This window comes from Arthrobacter sp. HLT1-20 (genome assembly GCF_054510895.1).
On sequence record NZ_JBTNDR010000001.1, the window covers coordinates 181,949 to 206,296 of the forward strand.

20 protein-coding genes and 1 pseudogene are annotated in these 24,348 nt (G+C 63.3%); 12 read left to right on the forward strand and 9 right to left on the reverse strand.

The genetic code is table 11. The features are described 5' to 3' along the window. Positions 1–27 precede the first annotated feature (27 nt). The 4 genes from ACX80Q_RS00860 to ACX80Q_RS00875 are packed head-to-tail and all read right to left on the reverse strand — an operon-like array spanning position 28 to position 5,323. On the reverse strand, positions 28–906 hold the full coding sequence (locus tag ACX80Q_RS00860; protein ID WP_459328622.1) for a carbohydrate ABC transporter permease: 879 nt from the start codon (positions 904–906) through the stop codon (positions 28–30). Further along, positions 903–1,832 carry a carbohydrate ABC transporter permease gene (locus ACX80Q_RS00865; RefSeq protein ID WP_459328623.1) on the reverse strand — a complete coding sequence of 310 codons (930 nt, stop codon included), beginning with the start codon at positions 1,830–1,832 and terminating at the stop codon, positions 903–905. The genes ACX80Q_RS00860 and ACX80Q_RS00865 overlap by 4 nt, the downstream gene beginning before the upstream one ends. A 2-nt stretch (positions 1,833–1,834) precedes the next feature. Continuing rightward, complete coding sequence (locus tag ACX80Q_RS00870; RefSeq protein WP_459328624.1) at positions 1,835–3,145, reverse strand: ABC transporter substrate-binding protein; 1,311 nt, start codon at positions 3,143–3,145, stop codon at positions 1,835–1,837. 9 nt (positions 3,146–3,154) lie between these two features. Then, complete coding sequence (locus tag ACX80Q_RS00875) at positions 3,155–5,323, reverse strand: alpha-galactosidase (RefSeq protein WP_459328625.1); 2,169 nt, start codon at positions 5,321–5,323, stop codon at positions 3,155–3,157. A 106-nt stretch (positions 5,324–5,429) separates the two neighbouring features. On the opposite strand from ACX80Q_RS00875, the gene ACX80Q_RS00880 reads away from it, so the two are divergent. Together ACX80Q_RS00880 and ACX80Q_RS00885 are read left to right on the forward strand one after the other, a co-directional pair. Continuing rightward, entirely contained in the window at positions 5,430–6,605 is a 1,176-nt protein-coding gene (locus ACX80Q_RS00880; RefSeq protein WP_459328626.1) for an ROK family protein, read from the forward strand. An 84-nt stretch (positions 6,606–6,689) separates the two neighbouring features. Beyond that, complete coding sequence (locus ACX80Q_RS00885; protein WP_459328627.1) at positions 6,690–7,202, forward strand: serine protease inhibitor; 513 nt, start codon at positions 6,690–6,692, stop codon at positions 7,200–7,202. Between the two features lie 80 nt (positions 7,203–7,282). On the opposite strand, the pseudogene ACX80Q_RS00890 reads toward ACX80Q_RS00885, so the two are convergent. The 3 genes and pseudogenes from ACX80Q_RS00890 to mshA form a co-directional block, all read right to left on the reverse strand. Next, positions 7,283–7,659, reverse strand: a pseudogene (locus ACX80Q_RS00890) (IS1634 family transposase); the annotation flags it as partial. 145 nt (positions 7,660–7,804) lie between these two features. Next, a complete protein-coding gene (locus ACX80Q_RS00895; RefSeq protein ID WP_459328628.1) occupies positions 7,805–10,930 on the reverse strand; it encodes a S8 family serine peptidase in 3,126 nt (1,041 codons plus the stop codon). A 338-nt stretch (positions 10,931–11,268) separates the two neighbouring features. Then, the gene (gene mshA / locus ACX80Q_RS00900; RefSeq protein ID WP_459328629.1) at positions 11,269–12,519 is read right to left on the reverse strand and encodes a D-inositol-3-phosphate glycosyltransferase; all 1,251 of its coding nucleotides are present in this window, start codon (positions 12,517–12,519) and stop codon (positions 11,269–11,271) included. Positions 12,520–12,735: 216 nt separating this feature from the next. On the opposite strand from mshA, the gene alr reads away from it, so the two are divergent. The 5 genes from alr to tsaD are packed head-to-tail and all read left to right on the forward strand — an operon-like array spanning position 12,736 to position 16,866. Next, a complete protein-coding gene (gene alr, locus ACX80Q_RS00905; protein ID WP_459328630.1) occupies positions 12,736–13,944 on the forward strand; it encodes an alanine racemase in 1,209 nt (402 codons plus the stop codon). Then, a complete protein-coding gene (gene tsaE, locus ACX80Q_RS00910; RefSeq protein WP_459328631.1) occupies positions 13,944–14,513 on the forward strand; it encodes a tRNA (adenosine(37)-N6)-threonylcarbamoyltransferase complex ATPase subunit type 1 TsaE in 570 nt (189 codons plus the stop codon). The genes alr and tsaE overlap by 1 nt, the downstream gene beginning before the upstream one ends. Positions 14,514–14,525: 12 nt before the next feature. Further along, positions 14,526–15,260, forward strand: a complete 735-nt coding sequence (gene tsaB, locus ACX80Q_RS00915; protein ID WP_459328632.1) for a tRNA (adenosine(37)-N6)-threonylcarbamoyltransferase complex dimerization subunit type 1 TsaB — start codon at positions 14,526–14,528, stop codon at positions 15,258–15,260. Then, entirely contained in the window at positions 15,257–15,778 is a 522-nt protein-coding gene (gene rimI / locus ACX80Q_RS00920) for a ribosomal protein S18-alanine N-acetyltransferase (protein ID WP_459328633.1), read from the forward strand. The genes tsaB and rimI overlap by 4 nt, the downstream gene beginning before the upstream one ends. Further along, positions 15,775–16,866: a tRNA (adenosine(37)-N6)-threonylcarbamoyltransferase complex transferase subunit TsaD gene (gene tsaD, locus ACX80Q_RS00925; protein WP_459328634.1), complete on the forward strand. Its 1,092-nt coding sequence runs from the start codon at positions 15,775–15,777 to the stop codon at positions 16,864–16,866. The genes rimI and tsaD overlap by 4 nt, the downstream gene beginning before the upstream one ends. A gap of 100 nt (positions 16,867–16,966) precedes the next feature. Here tsaD and ACX80Q_RS00930 read toward each other — a convergent pair whose 3' ends face one another. After that, positions 16,967–18,109, reverse strand: coding sequence for a glutamate--cysteine ligase (locus tag ACX80Q_RS00930; protein WP_459328635.1), 1,143 nt, complete (start codon positions 18,107–18,109; stop codon positions 16,967–16,969). A 99-nt stretch (positions 18,110–18,208) separates the two neighbouring features. Between ACX80Q_RS00930 and ACX80Q_RS00935 the strand changes: the two genes are divergently transcribed. Then, a complete protein-coding gene (locus ACX80Q_RS00935) occupies positions 18,209–19,021 on the forward strand; it encodes a shikimate 5-dehydrogenase (RefSeq protein WP_459328636.1) in 813 nt (270 codons plus the stop codon). A gap of 140 nt (positions 19,022–19,161) precedes the next feature. Here the strand turns inward: ACX80Q_RS00935 and ACX80Q_RS00940 are convergent, their stop codons facing one another. Then, entirely contained in the window at positions 19,162–20,388 is a 1,227-nt protein-coding gene (locus ACX80Q_RS00940; RefSeq protein WP_459328637.1) for a class I SAM-dependent methyltransferase, read from the reverse strand. 145 nt (positions 20,389–20,533) lie between these two features. On the opposite strand from ACX80Q_RS00940, the gene ACX80Q_RS00945 reads away from it, so the two are divergent. The 4 genes from ACX80Q_RS00945 (at position 20,534) to ACX80Q_RS00960 (ending at position 24,331) form a co-directional block, all read left to right on the forward strand. Then, a complete protein-coding gene (locus tag ACX80Q_RS00945; protein ID WP_459328638.1) occupies positions 20,534–21,478 on the forward strand; it encodes a siderophore ABC transporter substrate-binding protein in 945 nt (314 codons plus the stop codon). Between the two features lie 111 nt (positions 21,479–21,589). After that, entirely contained in the window at positions 21,590–22,570 is a 981-nt protein-coding gene (locus ACX80Q_RS00950) for an ABC transporter permease (RefSeq protein ID WP_459328639.1), read from the forward strand. Continuing rightward, positions 22,560–23,576, forward strand: a complete 1,017-nt coding sequence (locus ACX80Q_RS00955) for an iron chelate uptake ABC transporter family permease subunit (protein WP_459328640.1) — start codon at positions 22,560–22,562, stop codon at positions 23,574–23,576. The genes ACX80Q_RS00950 and ACX80Q_RS00955 overlap by 11 nt, the downstream gene beginning before the upstream one ends. Next, a complete protein-coding gene (locus ACX80Q_RS00960; RefSeq protein ID WP_459328641.1) occupies positions 23,573–24,331 on the forward strand; it encodes an iron ABC transporter ATP-binding protein in 759 nt (252 codons plus the stop codon). Before ACX80Q_RS00955 ends, ACX80Q_RS00960 begins: the two co-directional genes overlap by 4 nt. The last annotated feature ends 17 nt before the right edge of the window (positions 24,332–24,348 follow it).

The window sequence follows — 24,348 nt, forward strand, 5'->3', positions numbered from 1 at the left end:
GATAGCGTCGGGCTGTGGGCGGCGGGGCTACTTGATGGAGCCCCGCATGACGCCGGAGATGACCCAGCGCTGGGCGAACAGGTAGATCAGCAGCAACGGGGCCATGGCCATGAGGTAGGACGCAAAGGCCGTGGTGTAGTCGGTGTTGAACTGGTTTTGGAAGACGAACTGGACCAGGGGCAGGGTGCGCGTGCTGGGATCGGAGAGGATCACCAGCGGCAGCATGAAGTCATTCCACGCCCACAGGCAGGTAAGGATGCCCACTGTGGCGTTCATGGGTGTCAGGATCGGGAAGATGACCTTGCGGAACGTGGTCCAGACACTGGCACCGTCCATGATGGCGGCCTCTTCCAGCTCCGCCGGGATGGACTTGATGAAGGCTGTGTAGACAAAGATGTTGAAGCTCAGGCCGTAGACCGTGTACAGCAGGAACAAGCCCACGGGGTTGTCCAAACCAAGGATGGACATCTGCTTGGTCACCGGCAGCATGATGATGGGGAACGGCACAAACAATGCGGCGATGAAGAAGTAGTACAGCGCCTTGAAGAACGGGCGGTGCATGTTCCGGGCAATGGCGTAGGCCACCAGGGAGTTAGTCAGGATGGTCAGGACGACCGCCCCCACAGTCACAATGCCCGAGATGAGCAGCGCGTTGGGGAAATTGGTCAGCGTCCACGCATTGGCGAAGTTCTCCAGGTGAATGCTGGTGGGCAGTGCCAGGCCGTTGCCGCTGAGCTGGTCCGAGGATTTCAGCGCCGTGACAATGGTGAAGTACAGCGGAATCAGCACTGTCAGCGACAGCACCGCCACCAGAAGTGTCAGGGGGATGTTGATGGAGGTGCGACGGCGGACCTTGGCTGGGATGCCGGCAGTCACCTGTGCCGTGGTTGAGGTGGGCGTGCTCATGAGAAGTCAACCTCCTTGCGCGACAGTACGCGCAGCTGCAGTAGGGCCAGGGCAACGATGACCACCAGGTACACCACGGAGTTGGCCATTTGGTAACCAAATTCGCCGCCTTGGAAGCCGCCACGGTAGATGACCATGGCCACCGATTCGGTGGAGGTTCCGGGACCACCGTTGGTCAGGGCCACGATCTGGTCGAAGACTTGAAGCAGGCTCTTAAGTGCGAGCACCATGTTGATGGTGAAGTAGCCGGCGATCAGCGGGAACGTGATGGAGACGAACTGGCGCCACGGTGACGCGCCGTCCAGGCTGGCAGCCTCGTAGAGCTCAGCAGGCACTGTTTGGAGCCCGACCAGGTAGATGATGACGCTGAAGGCGATGGACTGCCACGCGGTGACACCCACAATGCCCAGCCAGGCCAGGTCGGGGTTAGTCAGGATGGAGGTGGAGAGCCACTTGATCCCCAGTGCCTGGCCGATGAGCGGCAGGTTGTTGGAGAGCAGGTAGTTGAAGACGTAGCCAACAATCAGCACCGAGAGGATGTTGGGGATGAAGAAGATCCCGCGGAACGCCGTCTGGTACTTGATCTTGGAGTTGAGCAGGAGCGCAATGAAAAGGGCGCCCACATTGACCACAATGGTGGTGGTGACGGCGAAGACGATGGTGAAGACATACGAATCCAGGATCCTGTCGTCCTTGAACAGGTTCACGTAGTTGGACAGTCCCACAAAGTTCCACTCGCCGTAGCCGGCGTAGTTGGTGAAACTGTAGAAGATGCCTGTCAGGGTGGGGAGGGTGTGCAGGACCAGGAACAGGACCAGGGCCGGAACCACCATCCAGTAAAACGTCTTGTTGGCCCGGGACGGGCGCCGGCGTTGCAGGCCGGGGGCGCTGCGGGGCTTCTTTGCCCTGGCCGTTGTGGTGGTCATGGTCATTCGCCTTTCTTGGTGGTGGTGCGGGCTGCGACCTTTTCAAATTCGTGGTCCATGCGGGTCAGGAATGCCGGCTGGTCCTTGTCAAGGATGAATTGCTGCAGGAGCGCCGGCAGCGGGATGCTGGCCGGCACATGATGGTCGAAGTAGCCAATGACGCGGCCGTCGGTGAAGAAGCCCTGCATGCCTGCCAGGGCCGGGTCTGTGCTGGTTGCGGCGTCCGTGACGGGGGTCAGGGACGACTGCGCGGTGGCGTAGTAGTCCAGGACGGCCGGGGACATGAGGTAGTCGACGAACTTTTTGGCTTCAACGGGGTGCTTGGTGTCCTTGCCAATGGCCAGTGTCACGTCCACACCGGAGACCAGGGTGTTCTTGGCCGGATCGTTGGTGGTGGGGTACGGGAACGATGCAATCTTCGCGTCGGGGTTCGCCGCGCGGATGGCCGGGATGGCGAAGCTGCCCTGCAGGTACATGGCGGATTCGCCGGCGCCAAACGCCGCGTTGCCGTCGTCGTACCCGACGCCGTCAGCACCGGGCTGCGCGTAGCTGAACAGTTTCGCCAGTTTCGTGGCGGCCTCGCTGCCGTTCTTTTCAAAACTGAACTGGCCTGTTGCGGGAGTCCAGCTGGCGGAACGGACATCGTCAAAGAAGTCCGCCGGCATGAGGTTGCCCGCAAGGTTCACGTAGGAGGGCAGCACCGTCCAGGCGTCCTTTAATGTCATGAAGAACGGGTTGACGCCGTTGGCCTTGAAGGTGTCGGCTGCGGCAATGAGGTCGTCCCAAGTTTCTGGCACTGCCACACCGTATTTGGCGAAAATTTCCGGGTTGTACAGGACGCCGCTGGCGTTGTTGGCAAACGGCAGTCCGTTGGTTTCGTTGCCGTGGCAGGTGCCCAGGCCGTTCAAAATGTCCTGCACGGACGGGATGACCCGTTTCGCCGCGGGCAGCTCGGAAAGGTCGGCGAAGATGCACGCCTTGGACAGCTCACCGAAGTTGCCGTTGCCGTTGAGGGTCAGGACATCGGGTGTCTTGTCCTTCACCAGCAGTGTGCGAATGGCGGTGTCGGGTTCGGGCACGTTGTTGATGACCACGTCAATGTCCGGGTTTGCTGCCTCAAAGTCGGCCACAATTTTTTCAAACTGGCCCACGGCTTCCCGCTTGAACTGGAAGAAATCGAGCGTGACGCGGCCGTCGTCGGCGGGGCCGCAGCCGCTCAGGCTCAGGGTGAGGGCCAGGACGACGGCGGCACTTGCCGCAGCCTTGCCCGGACCCTTCCGGAGCGCCTGGCTCAGGCGTTGTGTTGCAAACATGCGAACTCCTTAGATGGCCCGGGCAGGATCGGCGTCGACCCTGGTGAGCATGATGAGCACTGATTGTTCGGGGAAGAGGACGGGGGCGGCAAGGCCCACGGTCTCCAGGACGCGTCCTGAGAGCACGCAGTCAGCCAGGGGCCAGGCTAGCGGGGATTGGCCGTTGCCTACTTCCTCATCCAGGGGATGGGACAGTGCCAGCCGGTAGCGGGCGTCAGGGGACAGGCCGGGGATGGTGACCCGTCCGGAGGGGTAGGTGATGGAAGCTTCGCGTTGGGTGAGGGCAAAGACGGCGCGCTCGCCGTTGCTGGCCACCACGCCGCGCAGGTCCATGGCTTTGTCGGCGAGATCGGCGTGAACGGAGACCCCGGTGTGGAACAGTTCACGGTTGTCCTTGTGGAACTGCACCCAGCCGGCTAGTTCGGCCGTTTGTTCGGCACTGATGTGTGCAATGTTCCATTCGATGCCGAAGTGGCCAAAGATGGCTGTGCGGGCCATGAAGCCGAGGCTGTGTTGGCGCCGGGTGGAATGCGAGATGGGGCCGCCAATGTGGGCGCCCATGAGCTCGTAGGGGACCAGGAGGGAGGTGTTTTCCTGGTTGTCGAGCCGTTCGATCGGATCGATGCAGTCGCTGGTCCAGATCCTGTCCGTGTATTCAAGGATGCCCAGGTCCACGCGGGCGCCGCCTGAAGCGCAGCTTTCAATTTCCAGGCCGGGGTGGCGGGCCTTGAGCTCGGCCAGCAACCGGTACAACGCCAGCGTGGTTTCCCGGACGGCCGCGCGGCCCGTGCGGGGATCGGAGGCGTCGAGCAGGTCCCGGTTATGGTCCCACTTGATGTAGCTGATGGGGTATTCGGCCAGGATCGCGTCAATGCGCCCCAGGAGGTAGTCGAAGCACTCGGGGTGCGCCAGGTTGAGCACCTGCTGCTGTCGGGCGCTGACGGGCCAGCGGCCGTCGGTGTGCAGGATCCACTCCGGATGGTTACGGGCCAGGTCGCTGTTCGGGTTGACCATTTCGGGTTCAAACCACAGGCCAAACTCCATGCCCAGGCCGTTGACGTGGGTGATGATGGGCCCCAGGCCGTCGGCCCACACTGCCGGGTCAACAAACCAGTCACCCAGCCCTGCTGTGTCGTCGCGGCGGCCCAGGAACCAGCCGTCGTCGAGCACGAAGCGTTCCACACCAATGGCGGCAGCCTTGTCCGCCAGGGTCACCAGTGTGCTCAGGTCATGGTCAAAGTAGACGGCCTCCCAGGTGTTCAAGGTGACGGGACGGGGGCGGGTGGGGTGCGCCGGCCGGTCACGCAGATCCGCATGGAACCGGGCGGACAGCTCATCCAAACCATTGCCCCAGGAGCCCAGTGCCCAGGGGGTGGAGTAGCTTTCGCCGGGCCCCAGGGTGACTTCGCCGGGCAGCAGCAGCTCACCCGCGGAAAGGAAGCTCTCACTGGTGATGGTGCGTTCGGCGCTGAGCCGGTGGTTGCCGCTCCAGGCCAGGTGCACGCCGTGGACCAGGCCGCTGCGGTGGCCAAAGCCTGCGGAGCCAGCCAGCATGAGCAGAGTTGAATCCGCCCCGGGACGGCCGCGGCGGCTCTCCCTGACATGGGCACCCACGGTGAGGGGGCGCTGCTGGGCGGTGCGCTCCTTCAGATGCCGTCCGGTGGTGTCCACGATGGTGGCGGCGGAGGCAGGCAGCGGGAACACTGTGCCCAGCTGGTGCAGCTGGTAGTTGCCGGCACCAACGTTGGTCAGTGTGTGGCGTTGGTGCAGCACGCCGTGGGCGCTCAGGGCCAGCTCCGTGACCAGCTGAAGCCCGGCAGCAGGATCCTCTGCCGTGATGGTGAGGGCGTGGTCCTTGTGCTCGACGCCGGTGGTGGCCAGGGCGCTGGCCCAGTCGGTGCCGGAACGCTGATCCAACATACGCTGGCCCAGCAAGGCGGGCGAGCCCTGCCAGCCAAAGACCTCCTGGGGCAGGAGGGTCAGGCGGGCCGGGATGTCGATGCCACCGGAGACTCGTTGGGACGCTGCCGCGGTGGCAACGGCTGCCAGTTCGGATTCCGGCAGGACCCCGGTGTCCGTGCCCCAGTGGACGATGGTGGGGACGCCGGCTGTGGTCAGGTCAACGATGACCGAGGTGCCGCCGCGATGCAGCTGGGCGTAGGAAGATTCAAAACTCATGTATTAGTTTTACCGCAAAAGTAATTAGAGTGTCAAGGGTCACTTTATTGTCGCAAAAGTGGCCGTGCCTGCCGCAATTAGATGCAAGTTGCAATAAACTGGAGCCATGAACTCCGTCTTTCCACTATCCGCGCTCCAGCCGGAGCAGCCCAGAAACCCGGCGGCGCTCGCCGACTCGGCCCTTGAGCTGGCGCGGCTGGTGTTGGTCCGCGGCCCCATCTCCCGCGGCGAGCTGGCTCAGGAGCTCAAACTCAGCGTGGCGAGCCTGACTCGCCTCAGCAAGCCGCTGCTGGATTCAGGGCTCCTGGTCGAAGGGGAATTGGTCGCTGACGGCACGGTGGGTAGGCCCGTGAGGCTTTTGGACGTGCGCAGCGACTGCGCCCATTTTGTGGGAGTCAAGGTCACCGGCGACCTCCTGCAGGCGGTGTTGACCGACGCCCGGGCCACCATCGCAGCTGTTGCCACCCTGCCCCTGACTGAAACGTCCCCCGCGGCCGTTGTGGCCGGGATTGTGGAAATGGTGGAGCGGCTCAGTGCCCAGGAGGCTGTGCTGGTGACGGGCGTGGGGGTCTCGCTGGGCGGCCAGGTGAGGCCCGATGGCGTGGTGCACAGGGCGCCGTTCCTTGGCTGGAAGGATGTGCCGTTGGCCCAGATGCTGGCGCAGCAGCTGGGTCTGCCGGTGGTGGCGGACAATGATGTGAGCGCACTGGCGGCCGCCGAGCAGTGGTTTGGTGCTGGCAAGGAAACCGCTGATTTTGCCGTCATCACCATTGGTGCCGGAGTGGGCTATGGGCTGGTGATGCGCGACCACGTCAGGCGGACCGCGGACATGGGCCTGGGCTTGGGCGGGCATTTCCCACTGGATCCCAGCGGCCCCCTGTGCATGGACGGGCACCGGGGTTGCTCCACCGCCATGCTGGCCATCCCCAGCATTTGCGCGCAGATTTCAACGGCCTTGGGCCGCCCCGTGACCTACAGCCAGGCGCTGGAGCTGGCTGCCGGCGGCAACCGTGTGGCCGAGGCAGTTTTTGCCTCGGCAGCCAGGGCCCTGGGCAAACTGATAGCCGCAGCGGCAAACCTCACCATGGTCAACACCGTTGTGCTCGGCGGTGAGGGGATAGCGTTGTTCGCGGCCACGGAATCCACAGTGCGTGCGGCGCTCGCTGCGGACAGGGACCCGGAGGCCGAGGCGGTCAAGCTGCGTGTGGCCTCCGCCGACTTCACCGAATGGGCCAGGGGCGCGGCAGCGGTGGCCATCCAGGCCCAGGCGTTCATCGTCTAACGCGGAACCCAGCCTCAGGGCCATTTCCCAGGCGGCGAAACGGGCCATGGGCTAGCATGGCAGAAACGCGAGGAGGCGGTCCCCATGTCACGAATGTCCAGCCTGAGAAGTTCCGCACATGCCGCGGGATCGCGGCTTGCCGTGGCGGCCCTCCTGCTCTCCGTGGTGGCCGTGGTTGCCGGTTGCGCCCAGCAACAGCCCGGTCCTGGCGGCACCAGCGCACCGTCCGGAATCGCCACGCCGCCGGCGAGCATCGACCTGGCCATCACGCTGACTGAAGCGCCGGGTGCCGGGCCCCGCACCTTCCGGCTCGTGGCCAGCGGGTCAACCCCGGCGCCGGAATCCACCCTGCCCGACTCCGCCGCGGCACTTGCCGCAGTGGAGCAGCACGGCGAAAAGATTTTCTTTGCCCTCCCGGACCCAAACCGTGTTTGCACCCAGCAATACGGCGGCCCACAGTTGGCCACCGTGACCGGGACGTTCAAGGGACGGACCGTCAACGCAGCCTTCAGCAGGACTGACGGCTGCGAAATTTCACGCTGGGATGCGCTGGCCCCGCTGTTTGGGGCGCTGGCAGGCGGAACCGGCGCCGTCTAGTCGCAACACACTACTAGCGGGAGTTTCCTGGCTGATCGGTCCGAGGTTGGTGTGGGTTTCGGTATCTTGGGTGAGCATGCGTCGGGGTTGATCCCTGGATAGGCATGGGCCGCCAAGGGGATTCGGCCGTCTTGGGTGATTACCAAACCCAGCCCAACCAGGCGCAGATCGGCGTGTTTCTGCTTCGCTTTCCCGCGCTGGGTGATCGGCGCCAACGCCAGGTGCGTCCCCGCCGACGCGCCAGCATTCTTGCATCGGGGTCAGAGGACTTCGTCCATGATCCCGGCAATATCCAGCCGGGCCGGGATGCCCCAGGCCGCGGCGCTGTCACCGAACCCCAAATGCTTCGTCCGGAACAGAGACGGCCGCCCTGGGCATTGGGCAGATGTTCAATGTCCTTCGCGGACCCCTGATACCGTTCGGAGCCCATCTTCGGCTTGCCCTCAACCCGCGCCATTTCACGCAGGCACCAGCCAGGGGTCCTCGCCGCCCAACCCCTTCCAGCCCACCACGCACGACGGCGGCCATCCAGCACGTCGGGATCACCGCCGTCGTGCGTGCGAACAGTGCTGTGGAACCGGGGGCAGTGAAGCCCCAGTGCCCTACAACTTCAAGTTGCCCGGAGCTTGCTCGGTGGGGAACGCCACCTCCGCCTTCTTGCCCTTCTTCGGCTTGTCCTTGTGCTTGCCGCCCTGCTCCGGAACCACGGCGGTGCCGCCCGGCGTTACGATCACGGAGACAAACGTTGCCGTGCCCGCACTGCCAAAGGCGATCCGGCCCAGGTAGTTGCCCGGGGCCAGACCGCTCCAGCTCAGTGTGACGTTGCCGGACTTCCCGTTGGCGAGCTTCAGCGGATTAGGTGCCACCGAGGCGTTTCCAGCGTTGGCCCCGAGAATTGCGGCATCCACTGTGGCCTTCACAGCGCCCCCGCCGGTGCTGGAGTACAGGTTGGCGAGCACAGTGTACGTGCCAGGGGTCGGGTTGGTCAGCGACAGTGTTTCGCTGGAGGAAGCCGTCCGAACGTCACTGTACTGGCCCTGCGGATTGAATACGATCATGTCGTAATCGGCACCGTCGTTCGATGAGATGACCTGGAACTTGGCCAGCTCAGTCCCCTCCGGAACCACCACCTCCTTGAGGTAGTTGGAGGCGTTGGTGGCCACGGAGAGAGGACCGGGCACCAACTCAATGGCACTGGAATCCGCTTTGGAGAGGCCGTTGAGGGTCAGAGCCACGGGGGCATTGGTACCTGAAACCACAGGAATCTTGCCGCTGCCGGTGCCCGTGGCGGAGCTGAAGCTGATCTCCGGAGCCACCAAGGCTGCCAATGGACGGACAGCCACCGGTGAGGTCACCGTGGCCCCTGCTCCCTGCCAGCTCAGATTTCCCATGGCGAAGGCGCCCAAGGCTGCGCCGGCGTTTTCAAAAGTGACCTTGAACGAGCGCTTCTCGCCGGCCTGTGAGAAGTTCAGCACGGAGGGGGTGACCTTGACGTTGACGCCGGGCACGCTGGCCGTGGCCCGGTACATGCCCGGAGCCAGCGCCGTAACCGTGCGCGTGAGCGTGACCTTGCCGGCCAGGCTGCCCACGGCGAAGGACGCCACATTCATGTCCCTCGGTGCAGTGCTGCCCAGCCCCGGCATGCCCAGATCCAGTCCTGTGCCCTGAATGAACTTCAGGTAGTCGGTGTCGCCGGCGTCGTAAACCAGCCCGGGGGCCAGCGCCTTGGCCACGGCGGTCTGGCCGGCGCCGGTGGCAAAGACGTCGCCGTTCTTGCTGCCGTCCGCGTTGACCACGGTGGTGGCGGTTGTCATCATGGCCGACTTCACGGTAGCAGGCGACCAGGAAGGATTTCTGGCCAGCAAAAGTGCGCCAAAGCCGGCAACATGGGGTGCGGCCATGGATGTTCCGGACATCATGCCGAACTGGTCGCCGCCGGTGGCGATGGGTGAAACGCCGGCCAGCACGGCAACGCCGGGTGCGACGACGTCGGGCTTGAGCAGATCAGAATTGGTGGCGCCCAGGGGGCCGCGCGAAGAGAATCCGGCCACCTGCGGCTGCGGGGTAACCGGCAATCCGGTGGTGTCCGTGTCAACCAGGGAGACCAGGATCTCCGGGTTCGCCGTGACCTTATCCTTGATGAGCTGTGTTGCCGGTGGGTTCACATGGACGGTGGGCACTGCATGCAGGTCCACGTCCTCCGAGGAGGGGGTGACATTGGTGAGGATCATGCCCACCCCGCCGGCCCGCTTGACCTCGGCACTCTTGGCGGTGCGGTCGATCACGCCACGGTCGCACACCACCACCTTGCCGGCCACCTTTGCCGCGTCCAAGGTGTTGGGGCCGCACAGTGTTGGATTGGCGGCACCGGCAGCGGCTGCCGTGGCCGCCAGGATCGCGCGGCTTGCCGGAACCTTCGTCTCCATCATGCTGGCGCCGCGGAATTTGGTGCCGTCGGAGAACTCCGCCGTGCCCTGGAGTTCGGAGGAGAAGGACGTGGCAGCCACTGTGGTCAGCCACGGGGCGCCGTGGTTGACGGTGCCGGCCGTGGGGCCGGAGTTACCGGCCGATGCCGCCACGAAAATTCCGGCCGAGGTGGCCGAGAGGAACGCGAGGGAAACGGGGTCCGTGGTGGAGGAGGTGCTGCCCGAGATGGAGTAGTTCAACACGTCAACGCCATCAAGGATGGCCTGGTTGATGGCCGCGACGGCGGCGGAGGAATAGCAGCCGCCCGTGTCCGGGTCGGTGTCTTCCCAGCAAATCTTGTACACGGCGAGTTTGGCGGCAGGGGCCACGCCACTGGTGATGCCCATGTTGCGGCCGCCAATCTTCGCCGCCACGTTGGCGTTGCCGGCGGCGGTGCTGCCTGTGTGCGTGCCATGGCTGGAAACATCCACAGGGGACAGCACTTCCTCGGCGGAGCGGTCCCCGGCCGGCACGGAAGCCAGGAAGTCATCGGCAAAGTAGTGGGCGCTGAGAACCTTGGAGTTGCAGGCGGTGCCATCAAAATCGGCTCCCGTGCCCACACCCTTCTGGCAGTCACCGGTGAACGTTTCGCCATTGGCCTTGAGCATGGCGATCTTGCCGTCCTCAGTGCGGTACGGGACGCCAACCTTCGGATTGCCCTTCAGCGGCAGGACCTTCTCGCCCGCGAAGAACGGGCTCGACGGCGTGTAGCCGGTGTCGATGATGCCAACCACAACGCCTTTGCCAGCCTTGTCCTGACCGCCGAAGCTTGTGTTCCAACTACCCTTCTTGCCGCTCAGGCCAAGGAAATCGGTGCTGGAGTAGTCGGGGGTGTTCTCGGTATCGGGGGCAACCACCAGCACGCTGGGATCCTTGGCCAGGGCCAACGCCTGGTCGGCCGAAAGGTTTGCCGAGAAGCCGTTCAGCGCTGCCGTGAACGTGCGCTTGACCTTGACGTTTTTGCTCTTGGCCACGGCCGCTTGCTTGTTCTCCAGGTGGGCCTTGTACTTCTTGACCTCTGACCGGTTGGCGTCGAGCTTTTGGCCGGCAGCCGGTTTGGTGGCCGCAAGGCCTGCCGTGCCGCCGCCGTACATGGCAATGGGCTGTTCGGCGAGGACCACAATGTAGCGTCCGCTTTGGTAGTTTAGCGGCGCCACATCTGTTGTGGAGATGCCGGGCATTGCGGTCTGGCTCTGGTTGGCCGACGCCGGCAATGCCCCCACTGTGGCCAGAAGCAACGGCACGGCCGCGCAGAGTGCCACGGCCTTTCGCAGTCCTGGGCTTCGAAAGAGAGTTCTTCCCGTTCGTTTCATGGTGCTGTGACCTTTCAACAGGATCTCCGGCAGGCGTCTTGCCTGACGGGTGCAACATGGCAGTCCGGCGGGGTCCCGAATGGTGAAGGGGTGCTCTGCGCCGTCGCAGCCAACCTGAACAGGCTACCGAGTGGCAGCTCGCGTGTGAGCTGAAACACAGCCAAAGGGCTGTGGACTGGTCAAAGGGGCAGGAGCTTGTGGGCAGGTGACTGGCCCAAAGTACGACGGCGGGTGCCCGCCATGGCCGCAAGGCTCAGCTGCAGGCGGGACATGGGGTGAAACTGCAGTTAGCAGCCCGGCGGGGCCTCGTATTGGTATTTCAGGGCAAGGTCGTAGCTGAGGATGCTTTGGGCGGCTGTTTTTTCCCAGCCAAATGACTCGGCAAAGACCGAGGCTGCCCGGCCCATGTCTGCCCGGGTTTCGCCAAAATCGTGCAGCGACGCAATGGCGTTGGCCCACAAGACCGGTGAGCGACCTTCCACCAGCAGGCCCGTGCGGCCGTCACTGACGGCCCGCGGCAAACCGCCAACATTGGTGGCAATCACGGGTGTGCCACAAGCCTGCGCCTCCAGCGCCACCAGGCCAAAGGACTCGCTGGAGGAGGGTACGGCCACCACATCGGCACTCCTGTACCAGTGGGCCAGTTGCTCGGGGCCAACGGGCGGGTGGATGGACGCAACACTTGAGAGGCCGGCGTCGTCAATGAGGCGGGCAAGATCATACTTGTCGCTGCCGCTGCGGGCGCCCAAAAACGTCAGTGCCAGGTCAATATCCGGCCGTTCCTCGCGCAGCAAAGCAGCAGCCTTGACCAGCACGTGCGGGCCCTTGAGTCGTTGCAGGCGGCCGGCAAAAACCACGTGGAAACGCCCGGGGGCAATGCCCAGATCCTGCCGCGACCTGTCACGGAACGCGGGTTTGAAAATTTTCAGGTCGACGCCGGGGGAGACAACATCGATGCGTTGCTCACAGCCGTCGTAGTGACGTTCAAGCTCTGCAGCCTCCGCCGTAGTGTTGGCAATCAGGCGCGTGGCTGCGGCCACAATGTGCTGCTCACCGTCCACCCTGATGCCGGGCTCGGCCGTCTGGCCCTGCGGGAGGTGGTGGTTCTTGACCCGCGCCATGGTGTGCATGGTGTGCGCCAACGGCAAGTCCAGGCGCTTGGCCACCAAAATTCCGGCGACCCCGGAAACCCAGTAGTGGGAATGGACCACCTTGACCGGAACACCGGCGAGGGATTCCACATGGGCGGAAACGGCGTCGGCCATTTCATTGATGAGCTCCGGCAGGGCCTCCTTGGAGAGCTTGGAGAAAGGGCCGGCAGTGATGTGGTGGACGGTGACGGCGGGGGCCAGTTGCACCGAATCCGGCTGGGACGCGCCCGTGCGGCGGGTATAAATGTCCACGGCCACGCCCGCGGCAGCCAGTTCCAAGGCCAGGTGGCGGACGTAGACGTTCATGCCGCCGGCGTCACCGCCGCCAGGCTGTTCCAGCGGAGAAGTGTGCAAGGAGAGCATGGCGACGCGTCGAATCTGATGCATGGCTTCCCTCCTAACGGGTACTTGGGGCGGGCCCCGGGACTGGGGGCATGGGAACTGCAACAAAAGTGTCACTACATATCTTGTCACTGCCGGTGACCACCACCTAGCTGTATTGCCAGGGTGTAGGGGGAATCTGCCTTAGGAAACATCACGCCCCTACGTGTGAAACGCACCACCGGTAGGGCAGGCTCCCGCAAAAAGACCTAAAATGGGCTGGTGACCTCCTTCGTTGCGTCGGTTCAAGAGCCCACACCGGGCCTTGAACGGCAAGCCATCATTGACCTGTCCGCCATCGCCAACAACATCCGCCACCTGCGTTCCTTGGTGGAACCTGCCCAGTTCATGGCTGTGGTCAAGGCCGACGCCTACGGCCACGGCGTGGTTCCGGTGGCACGGGCAGCCGTTGCCGCCGGTGCGAATTGGCTGGGCACCGCCCACATCAGCGAAGCCCTTGCCCTGCGGATGGCTGGCCTGGCCGTGCCCCTGCTGGCCTGGCTGCACACCCCCGCCAGCGATTTCACGGCAGCTGTTGCCCATGACATTGACCTGGGCTGCTCCGGCTGGGAACTGGAGCATATTGTTGCAGCGGCCCGGTCCCTGCAACGCCCGGCCCGCATCCACCTGAAGATCGATACGGGCTTGGGCCGCAACGGCTGCACACCCGAGGAATGGCCCGCCGTGGTGGCAGCCGCCATGGGCTACCAGGCCGAAGGGCTCCTGCGTGTGGCGGGGGTCTTCAGCCACCTGGCCGTGGCCGACGAACCCCACCGGCCCGAGACTGACGAGCAGTTGGCGCGGTTCCGCGACGCCGTGGCAGTTGCCGAAGGCGCCGGCGCCCACCTGGAAGTGCGCCACATCGCCAACACCCCGGCCACCCTGACCCGGCCGGATTCGCACTTTGACATGGTGCGGGTGGGCCTTGGCATTTACGGTCTTTCCCCGTTTGAGGACACCACGTCGGCGCAACTGGGTTTGGTGCCGGCCATGACGCTGCAAACCCAAATTGCGCTTTGCAAGGATGTGCCGGCCGGCCAGGGCGTCTCCTACGGGCTGAACTACGCCACCACGGCGGCCACCACCTTGGGACTGGTCCCGCTGGGCTACGCCGACGGCATCCCGCGCATTGCCACCGGCGGGCCCGTGCGCGTCAACGGCACCACCTACCCCGTGGTGGGCCGGATCGCCATGGACCAGATGGTCATCGACTTGGGCCCTGCGGGGCGTTTGGGCTTTGCCGGGGCGCCCGTGCCGGGTTCGGCGCTGGGCTCCACGGCCGTCCTGTTTGGCAACGGGGCCGACGGCGGACCCCTCGTGGAGGAGTGGGCGGCGGCCGCCGGGACCATCAACTATGAAGTAGTGACACGCATCAGCCAGCGGGTCCCGCGCAGCTACATTGGCGGCGACACCGCGGAAGGCGGTGCCTGATGGTCTGGGAATTTGCCACCAGCACGGCCGAGCAAACCCAGGAGCTGGCACACAGGCTTGCCGGGCTACTCAAGGCCGGTGACCTGATCATTCTCAGCGGTGAGCTGGGAGCGGGCAAGACCACCTTCACGCAGGGGCTGGGCAGCAGCTTGGGTGTGCGGCCGGGCATTATTTCGCCCACCTTTGTGCTGGTGCGCATCCACCCGAACCTCCCCGACGGGCCCAACCCGGGCGGGCCGGACCTGGTCCATGTGGATGCCTACCGGCTGTCCTCGCCGGGCGAAATAGATGACATTGACCTGGAAAACACCATGGATTCCTCGGTGACGGTGGTGGAGTGGGGCGTGGACAGGGTGGAGCACCTCGCCGCCAGCCGCCTGGACATTGAGCTGGTGCGTGCCGTTGGCGGAGCTCCCGCTCCCACAACCACCCCGGACCTTGACGCGGACACCTTTGATTTTGCCGACGAGGACGACGACGAACCCCGCCTGTTGCGCCTCCAAGCCATTGGTCCGCGCTGGGATGGCACCGATTTTTCGGTGCTGGGCCAGCCGCTTTCAACAGAATAGACAGTAGATATTGTGCGAATCTTGACCATTGACACCTCAGCCGTGGCCAGTGCTGCAGTGCTGGACTTTGATCCCCGGAACCTGGCCCAGACGGCGCGGGTTGTGGCGAACTTTGCCACCACAGACACGCGCAGCCACGCCGAGGTACTGGCACCCGGGGTGAAGTCACTGTTCACCGACCCCGTCACAGAAGGCCCTGCGCTGGACGCCATCATTGTGGGCACGGGCCCCGGCCCGTTCACCGGACTGCGATCCGGGATCACAGTGGCCCGCACACTGGCCTTCACCTGGGGGGTGCGGCTATACGGCATGATGAGCCTTGACGCCTTGGCCCAACAGGTTTTTGACACCCCGCGCTACCTTGACGGGCGGGCCGTTGCACCTCTGGCCATGGCCGACTTTGTGGTGGCCACGGATGCCCGCCGCCAGGAGGTTTACTGGGCCAAATACAGTGCCAGCGCCGTCCTGCTCGACGGCCCGCATGTGGGCCCGGCGTCCGACATTGCGCCAGTGCAGGTCTTTGGTGCCGGTGCCGGCATCTACACCCAGCAACTAACGGCCAACGGTTGTGTTGTGGAGGCAAGCTTCGCTGCGGAACAGCCCACCGCCCTGGAATTGGGCCGGGCGGCCATGCGCAGGATTGCTGCCGCCGGCTCCCTGGAAGGCGCAGGGTTCTTGGATTCCACACCGCTGTACATGCGCGAATCCGACGCCAAGGTTCCCGGCCCCCGGAAGCGGGCACTGTGAGCACCGCAGCGGGTGCGCCCGCCCAGCCCAGTCCCGCCGTGCTGCGCGCCATGGAACCGGGCGACATTGACTTCATCACAGCCCTGGACGCCCAACTTTTTGGGGTGGACTGCTGGCCGCGGCACATGTTTGAAGATGAGCTGGCCCAGCCCGAAACCCGGAAGTACATCATCGCCGAGGTTCCGGACGCCTCGCGGCATCCCCAGATTGCAGGCTATGCCGGCCTGATGTGTGTGGAGCCGGTGGGTGACATCCAGACCATTGGCGTCCTGCCGGAGTTTGAGGGCCGTGGCATTGCTCGCGCCATGATGGCCAGCCTCATCGCCGAGGCCGCCCTGCGCGGCGCTAAGGAAATCATGCTCGAGGTCAGCTCCGCCAACCCGCGCGCCCAAGATCTGTACAAACGCAACGGTTTTGAGCACATCCACACGCGGCGCAAGTATTACAGGGACGGCTCGGACGGGCTGATCATGCGCCTGACGCTGCCCGCTCCCACTGATGTGAAGGACCCCTCATGAACCAGAGCAACCCGCTGATTTTGGGCATTGAATCCTCCTGCGATGAGACGGGTGTGGGATTGGTGCGCGGCACAACGCTGCTGACCAACACCGTTTCCTCCTCCATGGAGGAGCACGTCCGTTTTGGTGGCGTGATTCCGGAGATTGCCTCCCGGGCCCATCTGGACGCTTTTGTCCCCACCTTGCAGCAGGCACTTTCCGATGCCGGGGTCACGCTGGCGGACGTGGACGCCATTGCCGTCACGAGCGGACCGGGCCTGGCTGGCGCCCTCATGGTGGGTGTCAGTGCGGCCAAGGCGCTGGCACTGGCCACTGGCAAACCGCTCTATGCCATCAACCACCTGGTGGCGCACGTGGGGGTGGGGCTGCTGGATGAGTCCATCGCTGCGGCGTACGACGGCGGGGCGTTGCCGGAGAATCTCGGCGCCCTGCTGGTCTCCGGCGGGCACACGGAAATTCTGCGGGTGCGCAGCATCGCCTCCGACGTGGAGTTGCTCGGTGCCACGATTGACGACGCCGCGGGGGAGGCCTTTGACAAGGTGGCCCGGCTGCTGGGGCTGAACTACCCGGGCGGGCCCGCGATTGACCGGCTGGCCCGCGAGGGCAACGCCAAGGCCATCCGGTTCCCGCGTGGGCTGACCATGCCCAAATACATGGGCACCGCCGAGGCGCCCGGCCCGCACCGCTACGACTTCTCCTTCTCCGGCCTGAAGACGGCCGTGGCCCGCTGCGTTGAGGGGTACGAGGCCCGCGGCGAGGCCGTTCCCGTGGCCGACGTTGCGGCGTCGTTCCAGGAAGCGGTGCTGGATGTCATCACGGCCAAGGCAGTGCTGGCGTGCAAGGAGCAGGGCATCACCACCTTGCTGCTGGGCGGCGGCGTGGCCGCGAACTCCCGGTTGCGGGAGCTGGCGCAGCAGCGCTGCCTGGCCGCCGGAATTACGTTACTGGTGCCCAAGCTGTCGCTGTGCACCGACAACGGCGCCATGGTGGCGGCCCTGGGGGCGCAACTGGTCATGAACGGTGTTGCCCCCAGTGACCTGGCGTTTGCCCCGGACTCCTCCATGCCGGTGACGAGCATCAGCCTCTAGTCCAAACTTTTCCAACTGGCCCGCAGAAAACGGCGAAAATCATCCATTTTGGCGTGATTTTCGCCGTTTTCTGCGGGTCAGTTTCTTGGGCCGGTGGGGACTAGTTGGTGGCCATCTCGGCAACCAGCGAACGTACCACGGCGCGCAGGTCACCGTCGGTGGCGGTCGCCACGGCCCGTTGGCGCTGGTAGCTGGCACCCTTGTTGAGTATGGCCTCAACGCTTGCCAACTCATCCGCGCAACCCAAACGGGCGGCAACCGGCTCAAGCTTGTTCAGCAGCTCCATGGTGTGCTCGGTGACAAGCTGTTCCTTGCCAGCGGCATCCAAAATGATGATGGCGTCCATGCCATAGCGCGCCGCCCGCCACTTGTTTTCCTGGATGTGCCACGGGGGCATGGTGGGGATGGAGCCGCCGTCGTCCAAGGTATTTGAAAAGTCCTCCACGAGGCACTGGGTGAGGGCGGCAATGGCCCCAATTTCCTCCAGCGTGGACATGCCGTCGCAGATGCGCATTTCGATGGTGCCAAGCCCCGCCACGGGGCGGATGTCCCAACGTATTTCGTTCGTGGCGTCGATGACACCGGTGGTGAACATGTCCTGCACGTAGGACTCGTACCCCGCCCAGTCCGGAAACTGGAACGGCAGGCCGGCCGTGGGGAGTTGCTGGAACATCAGGGCGCGCTGGGAGGCGTATCCGGTGTCTTCGCCGTTCCAATACGGGGAGGAAGCGGACAATGCCTGGAAGTGCGGGAAGTAATTGACCAGTCCATCCAGGACGGGCATGGCCTTGGACACGTGGTCCAGCCCCACATGGACGTGAACTCCGTAAATGAGCATCTGACTGCCCCACCATTGGGTCCTGTCAACCAGCTTGGCGTAGCGTTCCTTGTCAGTGACGGCCTGGGTGCGCGGATTGCTGAACGGGTGGGTGCCGGCGCTGAGCAGGTCAAGACCCAGCGGCGTGGCAGCTTCTCGGAGAATGTTGAGGTTCCGGCGCAGGTCTTCGGTGCCCTCGGCCACCGTGTGGCAGATTCCTGTGACCAATTCCACGGTGTTCTGCAGCATTTCACCCTTGATGTGCGGGTGCTCGCCGTCAGCCATCACCTCGGGGTGGGCTGCTGTAATGTTGGCGAAAACGTCATTGGCGCGGGCGTCCAATTCACCGGTTTGGTGGTCAACCAGAGCGATTTCCCACTCCAGTCCAAGAGTGGACTGCTCTGATTTAGCGAAATCAATCTTCACTGGGGCGCCCCCTTGGCAGCAACTAAAATCTCGGGTGCGAAGCGGCAAAGGCGCCGGGTGCATTCTGATTGTAGTTCAGGTTTTCCGGCACAATGGGGTGTGCCCATTTTGAACAAAGACATGACATTGTGTATTTCCCTCGCCGCACGGCCCAGCAATACTGGTACGCGCTTCCACAATTACCTGTACGACGCCCTAAACCTCAACTACGTCTATAAGGCTTTTGCCCCCAAGGATCTGGGGCAGGCAGTTGCCGGCATTCGGGGTCTGGGCATTCGTGGGGCGGCCGTTTCCATGCCCTACAAGGAAGATGTCATTCCCCTGATCGACGTCATGGATGCCTCCGCCGCCGCCATCGATTCGGTGAACACCATTGTTAACAATGATGGCGTCCTCACGGCCTACAACACCGATTACTTGGCCATTGCCGAATTGCTGGCGAGCCATGAAGTCCCCGCCGATTTCACTGTCTTGTTGCGCGGCTCCGGCGGTATGGCTAAGGCTGTTGCGGCTGCCGTGCACGACGCCGGACTCACTCGCGTTTCGATTGTGGCCCGCAACGCTGTGGCTGGGCAGGCACTGGCCGGTCTGTACGGTTTCGGCTGGCTGCCCGACGTGGGCGGGGCAACGGCTGACTTGCTGATCAACGTCACGCCGCTGGGCATGGCAGGTTCGCAGGAATCAAGCCAATCCTTCGACGACGCCACGGTGGCAGCCGCGCAGCTTGTGTTCGACGTGGTGGCGCTTCCCTCCGAGACGCCTCTCATCAAGGCGGCCCGTGCGGCGGGCAAGCCCGTCATCACCGGCGCTGAGGTCATCGCCATCCAGGCGGCCGAACAGTTTGTCCTCTACACAGGTGTGCGCCCCAGCCCCGAGCTGGTCCGCGAAGCGTCCGAGTTCTCCCGCGCCTAGAGACGCTCTCGCAGCAATGGCTACTTTTTCCGGAACCCTGTCGCACTGAACTGCGAAAGCGTTCCGCTGAAACTGACCACTGCTGCGAGAGCGTCGGGAAAAAACACGCCATTGCTGCGAGAGGGTTTGGGGGGTGTGGTTTAGGGTGCGCCTGTGGCGCCGTGTGGTTCAACCACTACGGCCACCCTGTCCTCGCCGATGCGGGTCAGAATCAGCGTTGCCTTGTTAGGCCCCTTGCCGGACCCTGTGAGGAGCTGGCGGCGCAATTCTTCGGGAGTCGTTGAGACGCCGCGCTTCTTGATGTCCAGCACACCGATCCGGTTGGCCTTGACCCAGCTCTTGAGTGCTTTCACGTTGAAGGGCTTGACCTCCAAAACCTTGTAGCCGCGGGCGAAGGGCGTGTCCACCGGAGTATCCGTGCAGATGTAGGCGATGTGCTCGTCCACTAGGTGCGCACCCATGGTGCGGGCCAAATCCGCCACCAACCCTGCACGGATCACGGCGCCGTCGGGCTCGTAGAGGTACCCGGCGATGGGGCCCACCTCAACGTCCTGGGCGCCGGGATCGTAGGCCACGGTGCTGGTGAGTTCATGCATGCCGTGCGGCCCCACCACCAGGGCTGCTCGGCGGATGCCGGGGCGGGCCAGCGCATTGAAGTACAGGCCAGCTTCCACCACATCTCCGTTGACGGATATCCATTGCGCCTCGGCGGACTCCGGGACGGCCTCGTGCGGAATGCCGGGACCCATTTTGACGCCCACGGCCTTGCCGGAATCGGCCAGCTTTTCCACGAATGACAGCGGCGGTGAAAATGCTTCGGGGTCAAAGAGCCTGGTGGTTCCTGAGGTGTTGGTGGTGCGGCGGGCCGGATCCAGCCAGACGCCCTCAATGCCGCTCAGGTCCGTTTCCTCGGCGCGGCCGCAAATGACAGTCGCCTCGGGGAAGGGCATGAGGTTCACGGTGGTGCAGGCTGCCGTAATTTCATCCATCTCCACAGCTGTCACGACAATGTCCAAGCTGGCCATGGCGAGTGAATCCGCACCCAGGCCGCAGCCCAGATCGGCCACCCTGATGATCCCGGCTGCCGTAAACCGCTGCGCGTGCAACGCCGCAATGCTCAAACGGGTGGCCTGCTCCAAGCCAGCCTGGGTGAACAGCATTTGGTGCGCGAATTCGCCAAACTTCGCCTCAGCCTTGGCCCGCAGTCTCGATTGGGTGAGCGCAGCCGCCACCAGCTCGGGGGAATGCCCGGCTTTGCGCAGGGATTCGTTGAGTTTGAGGGAATCGGCGTCCGCATAGGGGCCCAGAGAGGACAGAAGTTCCCATCCAGCAACGGTGAGAAGAGGGGAAATCGCATCAGTGGACATAACTAAATCGTAACCGCCAGCCATTACGTGACGAGCGTCACCGCAAATAGCGCACTAATAATTTGCGCAATTATTCCTTGTCGTAATAGCGTTCTAAGGAACGCCTAAGGATTGCCTAAGCTAATCTAACTTTTGGAGAAATACGATGTTGAAGAAGCACCTGCTGACTTTCGCAGCCACCGCCGCCGTCCTGGCTCTGACCGCCTGCGGCCAAAGCGGCACGGCAGGTGCACAAGACAAAGCGTCCGGCACTGTCTCCATCACGCATGCTCAGGGCACTGCAGACATTCCACTGAACCCGAAGAAGGTCTACACGTTTGACCTGGGCGTGCTGGACACCTTGGACGTTTTGGACGTCCCGGTTGCGGGCGTGCCGCAGGCCAACCTGCCCGCAGCGCTGAAGGAGTACGCCTCCAAGGATGTCGCCAACATCGGCACCATGAAGGAACCCGATTTTGAAGCGATCAGTGCCGGCGCCCCCGACTTGATCATCATCTCCGGCCGCACCGCAGGCTCCTACGCCGAACTGAGCAAGATTGCCCCCACCATTGACCTGAGTGTGGACGCGAAAGCTCCGCTGGAATCTTTCAAGACAGTCTCAACAAGCCTTGGCAAGATCTTTGACAAGGAGGCTGTGGTCACCGAGAAGATCAAGGCCATTGACGCCAAGATCGCCGATACCAAGGCCAAGGCCCCCACAGCCGGCACCGGTCTGATTGTCATGACCAGTGGCGGTGAGCTCACCGCCTACGGTGCAGGCTCCCGCTTTGGCCTGATCCACGATGTCTTGGGCGTGCCCACGGCAACGGATGTCAAGGCCGAGGGCTCGCATGGCGAGGCCATCTCCAACGAGTTCATTTCGAAGACCAACCCCGCCAGCCTGTATGTGATCGACCGCGACGTTGCCACCGGTGAATCCGCAGGTGCGGCGAAGGCTGTTCTGGACAACCCGCTGGTTCAGGGCACCGATGCTGCCAAGAATGACCGCATCACCTACCTCGACCCGGCCAGCTGGTACTTGGTGGGCTACGGCCTCAACAATGTAGACGCCATGGTCGGTGCCATCGCAGGCTCGGTAGCGAAGGCATAATTGCCCCTACTGCGTACCTCTTGGTAGCGAGCAGCTGGACCTCAAGAAGACAAAACTCAAGGATTTCCTGTGTCACTTGCAACGGCTGAAGCCGCGCCCAAGGTGAGTTCAATGCGACGCCCCATCAGTTCCGGCACCATGCTGGCGCTGGGTGGGGCTGCCGTGTTGGTGCTGGCCATTGCGAGCATGTTTGTGGGCGTCAGTGACGTCTCCCTGCCAGCTCTGATGGCGGGGGACCCTCACGCCTGGCACGTGCTCTGGGTCAGCAGGATCCCGCGGACCATCTCCGTCATTCTGGCTGGCGCCGCTGTCAGCGTGGCCGGGTTGATCATGCAACTCATGGCCAGAAACAAGTTCGTTGAACCCTCCATGGTGGGTACGGTTGAATCTGCCTCACTGGGAATCCTTGCCGTCACCGTATTATTCCCGGCAGCCTCACTGTTCGCCAAAATGGGTGTTGCCAGTGTTTTTGCCATGGCCGGAACGGCCTTGTTCTTGGTGATTCTGCGCCGGATGCCCTTGCGCAACACCTTGGTGGTGCCGCTCGTGGGCATCATGCTCGGTGGAGTCATCGCCGCCGTCACCACCTTTTTTGCCTACCGCTTTGACCTGCTGCAAACCTTGAATTCGTGGATGGTGGGGGACTTCTCGGGCGTCATCCAGGGCCGCTATGAGCTGCTGTATCTGGTGGGCGCACTGACTGTTGTGGGGTTCATCTGTGCCGATCGATTCACTGTCATCGGCTTGGGGGAGGAGTTCACCACCAATTTGGGTATGAACTACAACCGCATCATGATGCTGGGCCTGGTGATCGTGTCCTTGATCAGCGCCGTGGTGGTGGTCTCCGTGGGTGCCATCCCGTTCCTGGGCTTGATAGTGCCGAATCTGGTGTCCATGTTTTTCGGCGACAACGTCCGCCGCGCCATCCCGTGGGTGGCAGTTTTTGGTGCCGCCTTTGTCCTGGTGTGCGACATCATTGGACGTACCATTCGCTACCCGTTTGAGATCCCTGTAGGCATCATTGTCTCCGCCGTGGGCAGCTTGATCTTCTTGTACTTGCTTCTGGGAAGGAAGAAAAGGAATGCCAACTAGTCCGCTCCCGGCAGCACTGTCCATCAACGCCCGCACGCCCGGCGCCAAGAAATTTGAACTGTCCTCAACAGTCCTGTTGACGATTTTGGCAGTGCTTGCGGCCACATTGATTCTGGTCTTCATGACGGTCGAGATCCGCGGGAATTTGGGCTACATTCTCCCTCGCCGCGCCATCAAAGTCGGCTCGATGATCCTGGTGGCGTATGCGGTGGGCATGTCCACAGTGCTGTTTCAAACAGTGACGGCAAACCGCATCCTGACCCCGTCCATCATGGGCTTCGATGCCCTGTACATTTTGCTGCAGACCGTCCTGACGTTTGTGTTGGGCGGCCAGGTGCTGCTGTCCCTGCCCACACCGCTGAAGTTCGGGATGCAGGTGCTGCTGATGGTGGCCTTCTCCTTGTTGCTGTACCGCTGGCTATTTACGGGCAACGGCAAGAGCCTGCACCTGATGCTGCTGGTGGGCATAGTCTTTGGCACCTTGTTCCGAGGGTTCTCCGCACTGCTGCAGCGGCTCATGGATCCCAGTGAGTTCTTGATCTTGCAGGACCTGTTCTTTGCCTCCTTCAATCAGGTGGACGGGACGTTACTGCTCGTGGCGATTGCCGCCGTCGTCCTTGTCTCCGTCCCTGCCTGGCGCCTGCGCCGCGAGTACGACGTCCTGGCGTTGGGCCGTGAAACATCCATCAATCTGGGTGTGGACCACCGCAAGGCCGTGACCAAAACGCTGGTGATCTGCTCCGTCCTGGTAGCGGTCTCCACAGCACTGGTGGGGCCCATCACCTTCTTCGGCCTGCTGGTGGCGTCGCTTGCCTACCAGCTGGTGCCCAAGTTCAAGCACGCCACAGTGCTCCCCGTCGCCGTACTCCTGGGCATCATCTCGCTGGTGGGCGGGCAGCTGGTGCTTGAACGCATTTTTGATTTCAACAGTGCGTTGAGCATTGTCATCGAATTTATTGGCGGCTTGGTGTTCATCGGGCTGCTGTTGAAAGGCTCACTGAAGTGATTGAAATTTCCGGTGTCAGCAAGTCCTACGGCAGCCAAAAAGTGGTGGACAACGTCACGGCAACCATCCCAGCTGGCGGGGTCACCTCCATCATTGGCCCCAACGGCGCAGGCAAATCCACGCTGCTTTCCATGATCAGCCGCCTGCTGCCCATGGACGCCGGCGGTGTCGCCGTTGGTGGCCTCGATGTCAGCACCACACCCAGCCGTGAGCTGTCCCAGACCATGGCCATCCTGCGCCAGGAGAACCAGCTCAGTGTTCGGCTCTCGGTGCGAGACCTGGTGGGTTTTGGCCGCTTCCCGCACAACGGCGGCCGCGGCACGGCGGCCGACAAAATCCACATCGACCAGGCCTTGGACTACCTGGAGCTGGGTCCGCTGGCGGACCGTTTCGTGGACGAACTCTCAGGCGGCCAGCGCCAGCGCGCCTTCATCGCCATGGTGCTGGCGCAGGACACCAAATACCTGCTCCTCGATGAGCCGCTGAACAACCTGGACATGAAGCACTCGGTTCACATGATGCGCACACTGCGAAAAATGGCCGATGAATTGGGAAAAACCGTTGTGCTGGTCATCCACGACATCAACTTTGCCTCGTGCTACTCGGACAACATCTTGGCCATGAAGGACGGCAAGCTGATCGCCCAGGGCACCCCTGTCGAACTCATGCACAGCTCCGTGCTGGCCGATGTGTACGACATCGACATACGCATCGAGGAAATTGACGGCAACAGGATCGGCGTCTACTTCGCCTAACCCATCTGTGACGCACT

What these genes read in the sequence shown, in the direction of transcription:
- ACX80Q_RS00860 (WP_459328622.1), bottom strand. Translation starts at nt 906, where the DNA reads ATGAGCACGCCCACCTCAACCACGGCACAGGTGACTGCCGGCATCCCA.
- ACX80Q_RS00865 (WP_459328623.1), bottom strand. Translation starts at nt 1,832, where the DNA reads ATGACCACCACAACGGCCAGGGCAAAGAAGCCCCGCAGCGCCCCCGGC.
- ACX80Q_RS00870 (WP_459328624.1), bottom strand. Translation starts at nt 3,145, where the DNA reads ATGTTTGCAACACAACGCCTGAGCCAGGCGCTCCGGAAGGGTCCGGGC.
- ACX80Q_RS00875 (WP_459328625.1), bottom strand. Translation starts at nt 5,323, where the DNA reads ATGAGTTTTGAATCTTCCTACGCCCAGCTGCATCGCGGCGGCACCTCG.
- ACX80Q_RS00880 (WP_459328626.1), top strand. Translation starts at nt 5,430, where the DNA reads ATGAACTCCGTCTTTCCACTATCCGCGCTCCAGCCGGAGCAGCCCAGA.
- ACX80Q_RS00885 (WP_459328627.1), top strand. Translation starts at nt 6,690, where the DNA reads ATGTCACGAATGTCCAGCCTGAGAAGTTCCGCACATGCCGCGGGATCG.
- mshA (WP_459328629.1), bottom strand. Translation starts at nt 12,519, where the DNA reads ATGCATCAGATTCGACGCGTCGCCATGCTCTCCTTGCACACTTCTCCG.
- tsaE (WP_459328631.1), top strand. Translation starts at nt 13,944, where the DNA reads ATGGTCTGGGAATTTGCCACCAGCACGGCCGAGCAAACCCAGGAGCTG.
- tsaD (WP_459328634.1), top strand. Translation starts at nt 15,775, where the DNA reads ATGAACCAGAGCAACCCGCTGATTTTGGGCATTGAATCCTCCTGCGAT.
- ACX80Q_RS00940 (WP_459328637.1), bottom strand. Translation starts at nt 20,388, where the DNA reads ATGTCCACTGATGCGATTTCCCCTCTTCTCACCGTTGCTGGATGGGAA.
- ACX80Q_RS00945 (WP_459328638.1), top strand. Translation starts at nt 20,534, where the DNA reads ATGTTGAAGAAGCACCTGCTGACTTTCGCAGCCACCGCCGCCGTCCTG.
- ACX80Q_RS00950 (WP_459328639.1), top strand. Translation starts at nt 21,590, where the DNA reads ATGCGACGCCCCATCAGTTCCGGCACCATGCTGGCGCTGGGTGGGGCT.
- ACX80Q_RS00955 (WP_459328640.1), top strand. Translation starts at nt 22,560, where the DNA reads ATGCCAACTAGTCCGCTCCCGGCAGCACTGTCCATCAACGCCCGCACG.